Source organism: Streptomyces sp. NPDC001480, from assembly GCF_042894725.1.
GTDB lineage: Bacteria > Actinomycetota > Actinomycetes > Streptomycetales > Streptomycetaceae > Streptomyces.
Map to the genome: position 1 here is coordinate 61,771 of NZ_JBIAVX010000009.1, position 12,355 is coordinate 74,125.

Sequence of the window (12,355 nt, forward strand, 5' to 3'; positions counted from 1 at the left end):
CCGACCGCACCTCGGAGACGTTCGCGGCCTGACTCACCGAGCATCCCGGCGCCGAGATCATCTGCCGGGACCGCGCCAGCGCCTGCACCAAGGCCATCAAGGCACCCTCTTTTGAAGGTCCTGACGTCCATGCCGGGAGTCGGCGTCAGGACCGGGGCCAGGATCCTCATCGAGGTCGGCGACGGCAGCACCTTCCCGACCACCGGCCACCTCGCCGCTTACGCCGGTCTCGCCCGGGGACCCGGAACTCGGGCTCCTCGATCCGCGGCGAACGACCTTCCCGGCGTGGAAACAAGCAGCTCAAACGGGCCTTCTTCCTTTCCGCGTTCGCCGCCCTGAGCGACCCGGCTTCGCGGGTCTACTACGACAGGAAGATCAGCCAGGGCAAGCACCACACCCAGGCCCTGCTCTGCCTCGCCCGACGCCGAGCCGATGTCCTCTTCGCCATGCTCCGCGACGGAACCTTCTATGAGCCACAGCCCGCCAAAGCCGCCTGACCTGCATAAACAGCACTACGAGACGGGACGATCCCGAGATGCACCACAGCATCTGAACCAATACGCCAGTCGGCAAGGCACCGCGGACTCACACCATGAAGGTGGTTTATGTCCGGATCGGCACCGGCACTGACCAGCAGCAACAGCACCGCACCATCACCTCGACACGTGAACACCGCTGCCCGCAAAGGCGTATTGCCCTGCTCGTCGGGGACATCCACTCCCACACCCGCCGCCAGGAGAGCGCTGACCGCCGCGGCATCCTGCTCATCCGCCGCGAAATGCAGCGGCGTCCATCCTCGGCGGCTTTCACGGCCCGAGCCCTGAACCTCATCCGTCATGCCAGCCATCATCACGACAGCTTGACGAAGGGCATAGGGGCACCCCCCGGCGCACGAATGTACGTCCGGCGACCTGCCTCGCTCGGTCGGTCATCGTCCGGATGGGTGTCAGCCGATGTCGATCACGACCTTGCCCTGGGCGGTGCCGCTCTCCACGGCGGCGTGGGCGGCGGCGACGTCAGCGAGCGTGAAATGCCGGGGGTCGAGAAGCGGCTTGAGTGCCCCGGCGTCGGCCAGTGCGGCTGCCTCGCGCATGATCTCTCCGTGATGTTCACGCCCGCGCCCGGTCAGCAGGGGCAGCAGGGTGAAGACACCGGAGTAGGTCGCTCCGCGGAACGACAGTGGCGCGAGGCTGTGGGTTCCCCACCCCAAGGCGCTCACGACATGACCCGTGTAAATGCGTACCGCGGTGAAGGAGTCGTCGAGCACAGAACCACCGACGGTGTCGAAGACGACGTCGAAGCCCTCGCCGCCGGTGTGCTCGGCGACGTATTCGTCCACGGTGGCGGCGGTGTAGTCGATCGGGATGGCCCCCAGGCGCTCGACGACCTCCAGTCGCGGAGGCGACGCGGTGGCAAAGGCCTCGGCACCGCTAGCACGGGTGATCTGCACAGCCACATGGCCGATGCCGCCGGCTCCGCCATGAATGAGGACCCTCTGCCCCGCGTGGACCTGCGCCCGGTCCACCAGTCCCTCCCAGGCCGTGATGACGACCAGGGGCAGGGCCGCGGCCTCGCGTGCTGTGAGCGAGGCCGGCTTGCGCGCGAGCAGACGCGCGTCCACGGCAGCGAACTCGGCAAGCGAGCCCTGCACGTCACCGACACCGCCGGTCATGCCGAAGACTTCGTCGCCCGGTGTGAAGCCGTGGACACCTGGGCCGACCTCCTCGACCACGCCGGCCAGGTCCAGGCCGAGAACGGCCGGGAGCGTGCGCCTGGCATGAGCCGCCTTGCCGGCCCGGATCTTGGTGTCCAACGGGTTGACGCCGCTGGCCTCGACCTTGACCAGCACCTGCCCCGGGCCGACGTCGGGCTTGTCGATCTCAGCGAGGACCAACGGCGTGCCGAACTCTCGGAGAACCGCTGCGCGCACGACTGCACCTCTTTCCTGTCTTCGTTGGTGTGGGTATGCGGCCGGCACGGTGGTGCACCGGCCGCGATCAGAGGTGACCGCCGATGAGCAGGCGTGCCGTCGACTTCGCCTCCTCCACGACGGCGCGGTCCTGCAGCAGGCGTCCCGAGGCCAAGGCGCCGTCAATCAGGAGTCTGATCTGCCGGGCCAGCGCGCTGGCGTCGTCCGCGCCGGCCTTCTCGCACAGCTCAGTCAGCCTCGCCTGACGCCGTCGAGTGTGCTGCATGGTGACGGCCCGGCCCTCCGAGTCCAGGTCCGGTTCGACCGCCGCGCTGACGAACGGGCGTCCGAAGAAGCCGTGCCGTTCGAAGGCGTCCGTCAGCGCGTCAAAGTGTCCGACGAGTTGCTCACCAGGGCCGCCCCCGGCCCGTGCGGCGGCGTCTTGTAGCTGCGTCGTCCAGGAGTCGTCGGTCCTTCGCAGATGCGCGGCGATGAGCTCAGCGACGCGGTACCTCTCCCGCCGTGAGGTGCGATCCCGAGCGGATGAGTGAGCTCGCGGTGCGCGACGGAATCCCGCCTGCAGTCGTCGCCTTCGTTTCCTTGGCATGCAGCCTCATCTGCTGGATGCGACTGAAGAAGCACCGATCATAATCGTGTTACAAGCTCTACACGGCGAGCCATCAAGCCTGATCACGAATATCCCGACCTTTGTTATTCCGCAGCGAACTGGGCGATAAGCTGAACCGTCTCGTTCGTCCCGTCATCCCCTGATGGTTCAGCAGGGTAGGAGTGATTGCGATGCCCATGCCGGCCCACCCGCCGAAAAACCCATCAAGCCCCTTTTCATCCTTCAGTGGTCACCATGTTGGTATCCGCGTTCCCGACTACGACGCGGCGAAGGCCTGGTACACGGAGAAACTGGATTTCCGAGTGCTCCAGGAGTGGCCCTACGGTGAGCTGAAGCTCGCGTACCTCTGCCCGCCCAACGATGACAACTTCCACGTAGAACTGCTGGCCGGACCGGTACCCCTCCCGAACGAGGTCCTCGACGACCTCGGAGTCAGCCTGCAGCACGGCGGCTACCAGCACATGTGCTTCCATGTCGACGATGTCGACGAAGCACGTGCGGAGCTCGCTGGCCGTGGTGTCGACCTTATCGGTGAACCTTTCGAGATCGAGGACATCAGCCGGCGACTGGCGTTCTTCCGCGACCCGTGGGGCAACATGATCGAATTGTCGCAGATGCTGCCCGGAGCTGGTTCTTGATCAGCCTCACAACATCACCGTGCGCTCGGTTGCGCAGACTTTTGCTTGTCCACCGCACCGTCCGCGAAGAATAGCGCGGGCCTTCCCCTGCCGTGTGTTGCGACTCAGTCGAACCACAAATCGTCGTCCACGATCCACGGCCGAGTACTCGCAGCCGCCCGAACGGCCGAATCATCACATCGTTCACGCCCCACCAGAGCACTTCAACAAGATCGTGTTACACGCTTTACGACACCACCCAACACTCCGACTGACGGGTCAGGCGCTCCGCGGTTCCATTGTGCGATCGAGTAGATTCACGTGGGCGAGACGGCGCTTCTGGTGGGCCGGACTCGCCGTGTTCGCTAGCGTCTACCCATGTTGCATACGAGATTCACCGAAATGTTCGGTATCACCTACCCGGTGATGGCAGCCCCGATGAGCTTGCACAGCGGCGGAACACTCGCCGCCGCGGTCTCCGCGGCCGGCGGGCTCGGCTCCTTCGGGGGAACACATCCCTGGAAAGGGCCTGACTGGATCCGTGCGGAGATCGCGACCATTCGCGCCACGACTCGCCTCCCGTTCGGAGTCGGCTTCATCACGCCGCTCCTCCCCTTCACCGAACCGCATTTCGAGGCCGCTCTGGAAGAGCGACCAGAGGTCATCGCGCTGTCGTTCGCCGACCCGCAGCCGTGGCTTGCTCGAGCCAAGGCCGCAGGAGCCCGGGTGATGTGCCAGGTACAGAACTACGATGACGCAAAGACGGCCGTCGCCGCGGGTGCCGATGTCCTCGTGGCGCAGGGTACCGAGGCCGGCGGCCATACCGGGACGATAGGCCTCCTGCCGTTTCTGGCCGGGATCGTGAGGCGCTACCCCGATGTTCCGGTGCTGGCCGCAGGAGGCATTGGCGATGGCCGCACACTCGCGGCCGTCCTCACCGCCGGGGCGGACGGCGCATGGCTGGGCACGGCGTTTCTCGCCACGCCCGAAGCGATCGAGGTAAACGATGTCCACAAGCGCCTGATCGTCGAGAGTGATGGCAGCGACACCGTATGGACGCGGACCTACGACATTGTGTCGGGGCTGCCGTGGCCGGCGACCATCGGTGAACGAGTCCGCCGCAATCGGTTCACCAATGAGTGGTCAGAGCGCGAGGCGACGCTGCGGGACCGCAAAGAGGAATTCGCGCCCCCCAAGGACATCAGTCCCGTTGAGGACCCGCCCGACCCTGACACGAGCGCGATTCTCTATGGCCAGTCGGCGATCTTCGTCGATGCCGTCCGTCCCGCCGCGGAAGTGGTCCGGACGATCAGTGACGAGGCCGAGGCAATCCTGGCCGCACGGCCTCGATCGCTGCTGAGCTGACGAGCAACCCAGCTCGCGCGGGGACGACGAGGCTCGACGACCCGGTCGTGAACGCCTGAGTGACCACCCGACGGGAAGCCGGGTGGGGAGGCGGATGCCGGTGGATGCGGTCGACTGAGCGTGGTGAACGCATGACTCCGGGTGGTCTCTCGGAGCTGTTGACGGTGGCTGCCCTGTCATTCTCGTGGTGTTGCCGAGGCGTGCTCGGTGATGGCCTCGAAGAGGAGGAGGCCCTGATCCACCAGTTCCTCCCTTGAGATGCCCAGATCTCCGTTGAACCAGCTCAGCAGCATCTCGCTGACCGCGCCCACGACGGCCACGGACAGGGTGGCGGTGTCGATCCGGGGATCATGAAGCTCTTCTCTCAGGAGGGAGTCCACGAGGCCGCTCATGCGCTGCAGGCCCAGACGCCGTTCGCGTGCTGTGAGGGGACCGGCCCCCAGGGATTCTGCGAGTTTGACGCGCCCTTTTCTGGGGTCTTCCAGAGGAAGCCCGGTGATGACGTCGATCATGTTTCGAGCCCGGTCGCGCAGCGGCTGGTCTGTGGCGATCGCCTCGCTGCACCGGGTGATCTGTTCCTCGTAGATGTCTCTCATGAGCGCTGCCATAAGATCGTCGAGGGATGCGAAGCTCTCCGCGAAGTACCTGTCTTTGAGTCCGGCGTGGCGGAGAACCGCACTGATCGATGTGCGGGCATATCCCTGAGTGGAGAAAAGTTCGAGTCCGCTTTCCATGAGGCGCCGACGGCGGAGCGAAGCGCGCTGTTCCGCCGTGGCTCCGCCATATGTCCTCACGATGTGCCACCTCTCCTTGAGGCGTGCTGCTCATGGTGCGATGTCACGCACCCGGGGGCCGGCCTGCCGACCGCGATGCTCAGTGGCCTCGTGTGAGGTCTTGAGCCGCCGGTCCGGCCCTCCCTCGTCGGGCGACGGCCACAGCATTTACTCACGTATTTCACCCATCTGGTGACATGTTACCCCAGATGGGTGTAATGTCGGATTCATTCAGTTGTGAATCATGAAAGCGCTCCCCCAGGGCCGGGACCAGCCGCAAGGGGCATCGCAGATGTGGCCCACCCGCAGGTTCGACGCGCCGGGCCACTGCGCAGGAAAGTCATGACCGGCAGCGGCCTGCGTACCGCGCTGAGCACCCTCGTGCCCGCTGGTCATCCACGTATCGAACACCACGGAATGTCGTGGTCCCAAGGCCATGCCGTGGGGAGAGTTCACCATGTATCCCAACCATCTGTTCATCGGCGGACGCTGGGTGCACACGTCCGGTGCCCGTGTCATCAACGTCGCATCCGCGAGTACCGGCGATCATCTCGGTGCCGTGCCGGACGGTTCCCAGGACGACATCGACCGGGCGGTCGGAGCCGCTCGTGCCGCATTCGACGCACCGACCGGCTGGTCCTTCTGGAGCCCTGAACATCGCGCGGCAGCCATGATCCGTCTCGCGGATGCACTCGATGCCAGGTCGGGGGCAACCTCCGCCGCCGTCAGCGCGCAGAACGGCATGCCGATCACTGTCGCCCGGTCCTTCGAAGGTGTGGTGCCGTCAGCCCTGCTGCGCTACTACGCGGGTCTTGCCGACAGCATGACGTCCGAGGAACTGCGTACCGGACTGCCCCGTGGCACCACCCTGGTCCGACGGGAACCCGCAGGCGTCGTAGCTGCCATCATGACCTGGAACTTCCCTCAGACCATCGCCTTCTTCAAGGTGGCCCCGGCTCTGGCGGCCGGTTGCGCGCTCGTCCTCAAACCGGCTCCGGAGACGGTCCTCGACTCGGTGCTGCTGGCGGAGGCCGTCGAGGAAGCGGGCATCCCCGACGGCGTGATCAACATCGTTCCGGGCGGCCGCGACACCGGCGCCTATCTGGTCTCCCATCCTGACATCGACAAGGTGTCGTTCACCGGATCCACCAGAGCGGGACGCCAAGTAGCTGCCGCATGCGCCGACTTGCTGCGGCCGGTGACCCTGGAACTGGGAGGCAAGTCCGCCGCCGTCGTCCTCGACGACGCCGACCTCGCCGCGAACGCAGAGCAGTTCTTCATGGCCAGTCTGCTGAACAACGGTCAGACCTGTTACGCGAGTACCAGGATCCTGGCCCCCCGCAGCAGGTATCGGGAAGTGGTCGAGTTCTGTACGGCGATGACCCGTGACGCCGTCGTCGGTGACGCGCTCGACCCCGACACTCAGATCGGCCCGCTCGTCAGCCAGCGCCAGCGCGAACGGGTCCTGGGATACATCAAGACCGGCCTCAACGAAGGGGCCCGGCTCACCACCGGAGGAGGCCGGCCAACCGGCCTCGATCGAGGCTGGTTCGTCGAACCCACCGTATTCGCCGACGTCGAGAACTCATCGACCATCGCGCAGGAAGAAATCTTCGGCCCGGTCCTCACGATCACGCCCTACGACGGCGAGGACGAGGCAGTGCGCCTGGCGAACGAGTCGGCCTACGGCCTCGCCGGCACCGTCTGGACCACAGACCTGGACCATGGTGCCCAGGTGGCCCGACGTTTGAGGACCGGCACCGTCGGGCTCAACGGCTATCTGCCCGACCTCACCTCCCCCTACGGGGGCAGAAAGGCCAGCGGACTCGGCAGCGAACTGGGGCCCGAGGGGCTTCACGCATACCAGCAACTCCAATCGATCTACCACCCCTGATGCGACAGCCGTCGCCCGGCTCGGCGAGTCCGAGCGACGGCCGCTCGCCGGGCGAGGGAACCAGCATGACTTCCACCGGAATCGAAGGATTCGACTACGTCATCGTGGGCGCCGGCAGCGCCGGTTGCGTACTCGCAGACCGCCTGAGCCGCGACGACCGCGCTCGGGTGCTGCTCCTCGAAGCGGGCGGCCCCGACACCGACGAACTCATCCACATCCCAGCCGCGCTCGGAATGCTCTTCGGATCGCATACCGACTGGAGCTACCGTACGGTCGAGCAGCCGCAGCCGGGCCGCACCTTCTCCTGGCCCCGGGGAAGGACACTGGGCGGCTCATCATCCACCAACGTCATGATCTACACCCGGGGCAACCGGAACGACTACGACAGCTGGCGTGACGAGCACGGTGCGAAAGGCTGGGGCTACGACGACGTCCTGCCCTATTTCATGAAGTCCGAGTCCAACCGCCGCCTCGGCGAGCCCTACCACGGTTCGGACGGACCCCTGCACGTCGAGGACCGCGCCTACACCCACGAACTCTCACAATCCTGGATGGACGCCGCCGTGGAATGGGGACTGGAGCGCAACGACGACTTCGCGGGTGCGTCCCCTACCGGCGCCGGCCTGTACCAGGTGACATGCCATCACGGGCGACGGTGGTCCACGGCCGACGCCTATCTGCGCCCGGCCCTCGGCCGGCCCAATCTCACGGTACGCACCAGCGCCCTGGCAACAAAGATCACACTCGACGGATCACGCGCGGCCAGCATCACCTATCTCCGGGACGGACAGGAATGGACGGCCCACGCCGACAGGGAGATCCTGCTCTGCGGCGGATCCATCAACTCCCCCCAGCTGCTGCTCCTGTCGGGCATAGGCGATCCCGACGAGCTGCACGATGCGGGCATAGACGTCCGAGTCCCCCTGCCCGGCGTCGGGCGTAACCTGCAGGACCACTTGATGGCTCCCGTCGTGTGGGAGACCCGGAACTCCACTGATATCGTCCGGGACCTGCTCACCCCGGACAACCTCGAACGGTGGCGCACACACGGCGACGGGCCCTTCGCCTCCAACTACGGCGAGGTCGGCGCGTTCCTCAACGTCACCGACGGCCAAAGCCGTCCTGACGTCCAACTGGTGGGAGGGGCCACAGCACTCATTCTCAGCGGTGAGAAGGAACCTGACCGGCCAGTGTTCACGATGAACTGCGTCCCCCTGCACCCGCAGACTCGCGGCACCGTCCGTCTCGCGTCGCCTGATCCGCAGGCGCCACCGCTGATCGATCCCAAGTACTTCGACGTGCCCGCGGATGCATCGGTCATGGTCGCCGGACTCAGAGCGGTCATGGACATCGCCCACCGCGCACCGTTCGCCGAATACCTCGCGCGGTCGTACCTGCCGGCCAGTGACGACCTGGACGGTCTGGACGACGCCGCTCTAGAAGAGCACGCCCGCAAATGGAGTGCCACGGCGTATCACCCAGTGGGAACCTGCGCCATGGGAACCGGACACGACTCCGTCGTCAATTCGGATCTGGAGGTCTACGGAGTCGAGCGACTGCGTGTCGTCGACGCCTCGGTCATGCCGACTGTCATCAGTGGAAACACCAACGCACCCACGATCATGATCGCCGAAAAGGCTGCCGAGCGGATCGGGGAGCGGCCTCGCTGAACTCGACGTTTCTGAAACCCTGTCTCGCGCAGGCTGCCTGACCAGCCAACAAAGCACTACTACTGAGCTTGAAAGCGTGATGTCGTTGCCAGGAGGTGGCCCGGTCGGTCCGGGGCCGCCTCCTTGCGTGTTGCGCTGCTGCCGGTCGTGGTCGGCTTGGCCTAGGCGTCGAGGGACTCCGCTGCCTCACGGATCACATCGAGGACGAAGTCAGGATGGGAGAGCATGGGAACGTGGCTGCTGTCCACGGGACGGATAGTGGCGCCCATGCGCTCGGCGGCGGACCGCTCCAGGTTGGGGGGCACGGTACGGTCGTTGTTGGCGACGATGAACCAGCTTGGCTTCGTCCGCCAGGCGGTGCCGGGGACCTGCTGGTTGAACAGGTCCGCCACTGGCACAGCGCCCGTCGCCAGGACGAGCTTCTGCTCCGCTTCCGGGAGGTCGCCGCAGAAGTGCGGGACGCCCGAGGGCTTGAGCCACACACGGCCGTCAGCAACGTCCACGTGCTCGAAGATGGGCGTGCGGGGGAATTTGTCCAGCTGTTCCTGCGACGTCTCGTCCTCGTCTGGGGCGAGCGCGGCGATGTACACCAGAGCGCCGACGCGGTCGTGGGTGCCCGCTTTGGTGATCAGGGTCCCGCCGTAGGAGTGACCGACCAGCACGATCGGCCCGGGGACGTGGTTGAGCGTGAAGTTGACGCACGCGACGTCGCTTTCGAGCGAGTCGAGGCCGTGCTGTGAGGCGAAAACCTCGTGCCCTTCGGCCTGGAGTGTGGGGATGAGCTTGTTGAAGCACGACCCGTCCGCCCAGAGTCCGTGGGCGAAGACAACGCTGGGCTTGCCCGCCATGGCATTTCCTCCTACGGAGAGATCAAATATGCAATATTGCACCACATTGCACGTTTTAGTGCCTGTCTTTGCGTGATGGTCAGGCGTGTCACCCCATCTCAATCGGTGGGCCTATGAGGTTGAACGTGTTGTCGTGGTGGTCATGTGTTGATGATCAGACCCGTTTCGGCGAGGCAGCCGTCTATGGGGTCGCCGCGGTACTGGATCTGGCGCAGGCCGCGTCGGATGCACTGGATGAGGTGTTCTGGCGTGCTGAACGCCAGTCTCTCTCCCTCCAACTCGGGGGATCCCAGAACGGAGACCCGCACCACCATCTTCACCCTGCCGGTGCTGCTGCGGGCTGCGCCAGGACGTGGCGCCATCGTCTTCTTCGCAGCCGGCTTCTTCTCCGCATCTGCCTGGTCTTCTGCAGCGTCACGGCATCCCGGCAGCGAGCGGGAGTGCGTTCACTCTGCTGGCCCGTGCGCGGGGACATACCGGCAGATGTCCTCGAAGCTGAAATCCCGGGTGTCGCTCGACGCCCTCGCTCCGAAGGAGTGGCATGCGAATACCCTGCAAGTCGCGCCAGCACCTGAACATCATCCGTGGGGGTGCGGCACTTCTGGCGGTATTGGGAACCACCTCCGTCCTGGCACCCGTAACGGCACGGGCTGGTGGTCCGAGCGGTGACCCCGGCCGGGAGAAGCCCACCATCGTGCTCGTGCACGGCGCCTTCGCCGACGCGTCGAGCCGGAACGGTGTCGTGGAACGCCTCCGGAAGAACGGCTACACGGTGGCCGCACCGGCCATCCCGCTCCGCGGCATACCCCAGGACTCGGCCTACCTCGCGAGCTTCCTGAAGTCCATCGAGGGACCGATCGTGCTGGCCGGTCATTCCTACGGCGGAGAGGTGATCTCGCAAGCCGCCGTAGGAAACGCCAACGTCAAGGCTCTCGTGTACATCAACGCGATCATGCCCGACGCGGGAGAGTCGTTCTCCAGCCTCTCCGCGAAGTACGCTCCCGCCGAACTAAGCAAGGCTCTGAAGCAGGTGCCCTTCCGCGACGGTGACGGCACCACCGGCACGGACGTGTACGTGCAGCCGGACAGACTGCACCAGGATTTCGCCGCGGACCTGCCCACGAGTCAGACCGACATCCTGGGAGCGACACAGCGCCCGATCGCGTTGTCGGCGTTCGCGGACAAGCTCACCGGCGCCGCGTGGCGGAACAAACCCGCGTACGTTCTCGTCGGCAAGCAGGACCGGGCGATCAACCCGAGCCTGGAGCGATTCGAGGCGAAGCGGGCGAACGCCCGAAAGACAGTGGAGATCGACTCCTCGCACGTGTCCCTCATCTCCCACCCGCAGGCGGTCAAGAACCTGATCGTCGCCGCCGCAGAGGACTACATGTGGAAATAGGGGAACCGAACCCCCGGAATCCAGGGCGCGGGCACTGTGCCTAATACTCCATGCCCGATCTGGTCCAGGCCGTCGGCCGCGCGCTGCGCATACAGCCCTGCGAGGGCAAGACAGCCTCCCTCGTCGTACCCGTCCTGCTCGAACCCGGCGAGACACCCGCCAACATGCTCACCAACCGGGTCTACGGCGGGCTCGCGGGACATCAAGCTCGGGGCCTGGATCGGCAACCAACGCACCCTCGCCACCACGCTCTCCCCCGAACGGATCGACCAACCCATCGGCATGCGATGGGCGTAACGGTTGAGGACCTGCGTACGGCTCCGGCCACTATGACTCGAGAGCGAGGGTAGACGTTGCCGGAGCGGCAGTCGGGGTGGCGGCCGACGTCATCCAAAGAGGCCACGGCCACGATCTCGTTGCTCCCGGCGCACTGGGCCTCGTACGACGCACACGCGCGGCCGTCGTTCAGGCCCGGGTGTAGCCGCCGTCGGCGAAGAGTTCGGCACCGGTGACGAACGACGAGGCGTCCGAAGCCAGGAAGAGGGCGGCCTCGGCGATTTCCTCGGCGTCGGCCAGCCGCCCCAGTGGCACGACGGCCTCGGCGAACCGGTCGACGTCCGGCCCCGCGGCGCGCAACAGGGCAGGGGTCCGCGTGGGTCCCGGGCTGAGGACGTTGACCCGGAATCGGCGCTCCCGCGATTGCCGGGCCCAGTTGTGCACGAGGTTGCTCACCGCCGCCTTCGAGGCGCTGTAGACCTCGAGATGCTCATTGGGCCGCACGCTGTTGCTCGAGCCGACGACCAGGATGGAGGCGTTCTCCGCCAGCAGCGGAAGCGCCTTCTGAACGGTGAACAGTGGGCCCTTGACGTTGACGGCGAGCGTCAGGTCGACGTTCGCCTCGGTGTGGGCGCCGAGCGCGGCGTCCGCGACGATCCCCGCGTTGGCCACCAGCACGTCGATGCGGCCGGCCTCCTCGCGGACTCGCGCGTAGAGCGCGTCCAGGTCGGCCAGGACAGAGACGTCGGATCGTACGCCGGTGGCCGCAGGGCCCATCTCCTTGACTGCCGCTTCGAGGCGGTCGATGTCCCGGCCGGTCACGAAGACCCGTGCACCCTCCCGGACGAAGCGGTGAGCGATGGCCAGCCCGATCCCGCTGGTCCCTCCGGTGATCACGGCCACCTTCTCCTGCAGCACGCCTGACATGTCGAACCCCTTCAGTTGTGGAATGGATCGTCCATAACGTATGCAGTAA

Annotated in this window: 11 protein-coding genes and 2 pseudogenes; 6 read left to right on the top strand and 7 right to left on the bottom strand. The window is 66.0% G+C overall.

The window, feature by feature from the left end:
- Positions 1-102: 102 nt before the first annotated feature.
- Positions 103-497, top strand: a pseudogene (locus ACFY01_RS22855) (transposase); the annotation flags it as partial.
- Here ACFY01_RS22855 and ACFY01_RS22860 read toward each other — a convergent pair.
- The 3 genes from ACFY01_RS22860 to ACFY01_RS22870 form a co-directional block, all read right to left on the bottom strand.
- Complete coding sequence (locus ACFY01_RS22860; RefSeq protein WP_390737570.1) at positions 467-838, bottom strand: ankyrin repeat domain-containing protein; 372 nt, start codon at positions 836-838, stop codon at positions 467-469. The pseudogene ACFY01_RS22855 and the gene ACFY01_RS22860 overlap by 31 nt on opposite strands.
- 108 nt (positions 839-946) lie before the next feature.
- Complete coding sequence (locus ACFY01_RS22865) at positions 947-1,930, bottom strand: zinc-dependent alcohol dehydrogenase family protein (protein WP_390737571.1); 984 nt, start codon at positions 1,928-1,930, stop codon at positions 947-949.
- A gap of 67 nt (positions 1,931-1,997) precedes the next feature.
- Positions 1,998-2,195, bottom strand: coding sequence for a hypothetical protein (locus ACFY01_RS22870; RefSeq protein WP_390737572.1), 198 nt, complete (start codon positions 2,193-2,195; stop codon positions 1,998-2,000).
- A gap of 512 nt (positions 2,196-2,707) precedes the next feature.
- On the opposite strand from ACFY01_RS22870, the gene ACFY01_RS22875 reads away from it, so the two are divergent.
- Together ACFY01_RS22875 and ACFY01_RS22880 are read left to right on the top strand one after the other, a co-directional pair.
- On the top strand, positions 2,708-3,175 hold the full coding sequence (locus tag ACFY01_RS22875; RefSeq protein ID WP_390737573.1) for a VOC family protein: 468 nt from the start codon (positions 2,708-2,710) through the stop codon (positions 3,173-3,175).
- A gap of 381 nt (positions 3,176-3,556) precedes the next feature.
- Positions 3,557-4,519: an NAD(P)H-dependent flavin oxidoreductase gene (locus ACFY01_RS22880; RefSeq protein WP_390737574.1), complete on the top strand. Its 963-nt coding sequence runs from the start codon at positions 3,557-3,559 to the stop codon at positions 4,517-4,519.
- Positions 4,520-4,695: 176 nt separating this feature from the next.
- On the opposite strand, the gene ACFY01_RS22885 is transcribed toward ACFY01_RS22880, so the two are convergent.
- Positions 4,696-5,313, bottom strand: coding sequence for a TetR/AcrR family transcriptional regulator (locus tag ACFY01_RS22885; RefSeq protein WP_390737575.1), 618 nt, complete (start codon positions 5,311-5,313; stop codon positions 4,696-4,698).
- Positions 5,314-5,749: 436 nt separating this feature from the next.
- On the opposite strand from ACFY01_RS22885, the gene ACFY01_RS22890 reads away from it, so the two are divergent.
- Positions 5,750-7,186, top strand: a complete 1,437-nt coding sequence (locus tag ACFY01_RS22890) for an aldehyde dehydrogenase (protein ID WP_390737576.1) — start codon at positions 5,750-5,752, stop codon at positions 7,184-7,186.
- 65 nt (positions 7,187-7,251) lie between these two features.
- Complete coding sequence (locus tag ACFY01_RS22895; RefSeq protein ID WP_390737577.1) at positions 7,252-8,856, top strand: GMC family oxidoreductase; 1,605 nt, start codon at positions 7,252-7,254, stop codon at positions 8,854-8,856.
- Positions 8,857-9,017: 161 nt separating this feature from the next.
- Here the strand turns inward: ACFY01_RS22895 and ACFY01_RS22900 are convergent, their stop codons facing one another.
- Both ACFY01_RS22900 and ACFY01_RS22905 read right to left on the bottom strand, forming a co-directional pair.
- The gene (locus ACFY01_RS22900; RefSeq protein ID WP_390737578.1) at positions 9,018-9,704 is read right to left on the bottom strand and encodes an alpha/beta fold hydrolase; all 687 of its coding nucleotides are present in this window, start codon (positions 9,702-9,704) and stop codon (positions 9,018-9,020) included.
- A gap of 140 nt (positions 9,705-9,844) precedes the next feature.
- Positions 9,845-9,967, bottom strand: a pseudogene (locus tag ACFY01_RS22905) (IS630 family transposase); the annotation flags it as partial.
- Positions 9,968-10,245: 278 nt separating this feature from the next.
- Between ACFY01_RS22905 and ACFY01_RS22910 the strand changes: the two are divergent.
- A complete protein-coding gene (locus tag ACFY01_RS22910; protein WP_390737579.1) occupies positions 10,246-11,103 on the top strand; it encodes an alpha/beta hydrolase in 858 nt (285 codons plus the stop codon).
- 465 nt (positions 11,104-11,568) lie between these two features.
- Here the strand turns inward: ACFY01_RS22910 and ACFY01_RS22915 are convergent, their stop codons facing one another.
- The gene (locus ACFY01_RS22915; RefSeq protein WP_390737580.1) at positions 11,569-12,306 is read right to left on the bottom strand and encodes an SDR family NAD(P)-dependent oxidoreductase; all 738 of its coding nucleotides are present in this window, start codon (positions 12,304-12,306) and stop codon (positions 11,569-11,571) included.
- Positions 12,307-12,355 lie beyond the last annotated feature (49 nt).

Excerpts from the sequence above, each read along its gene's own strand:
- ACFY01_RS22910 (WP_390737579.1), top strand. The coding sequence starts at position 10,246 with ATGCGAATACCCTGCAAGTCGCGCCAGCACCTGAACATCATCCGTGGG.
- ACFY01_RS22880 (WP_390737574.1), top strand. The coding sequence starts at position 3,557 with ATGTTCGGTATCACCTACCCGGTGATGGCAGCCCCGATGAGCTTGCAC.
- ACFY01_RS22870 (WP_390737572.1), bottom strand. The coding sequence starts at position 2,195 with ATGCAGCACACTCGACGGCGTCAGGCGAGGCTGACTGAGCTGTGCGAG.
- ACFY01_RS22895 (WP_390737577.1), top strand. The coding sequence starts at position 7,252 with ATGACTTCCACCGGAATCGAAGGATTCGACTACGTCATCGTGGGCGCC.
- ACFY01_RS22915 (WP_390737580.1), bottom strand. The coding sequence starts at position 12,306 with ATGTCAGGCGTGCTGCAGGAGAAGGTGGCCGTGATCACCGGAGGGACC.
- ACFY01_RS22860 (WP_390737570.1), bottom strand. The coding sequence starts at position 838 with ATGACGGATGAGGTTCAGGGCTCGGGCCGTGAAAGCCGCCGAGGATGG.
- ACFY01_RS22900 (WP_390737578.1), bottom strand. The coding sequence starts at position 9,704 with ATGGCGGGCAAGCCCAGCGTTGTCTTCGCCCACGGACTCTGGGCGGAC.
- ACFY01_RS22875 (WP_390737573.1), top strand. The coding sequence starts at position 2,708 with ATGCCCATGCCGGCCCACCCGCCGAAAAACCCATCAAGCCCCTTTTCA.
- ACFY01_RS22890 (WP_390737576.1), top strand. The coding sequence starts at position 5,750 with ATGTATCCCAACCATCTGTTCATCGGCGGACGCTGGGTGCACACGTCC.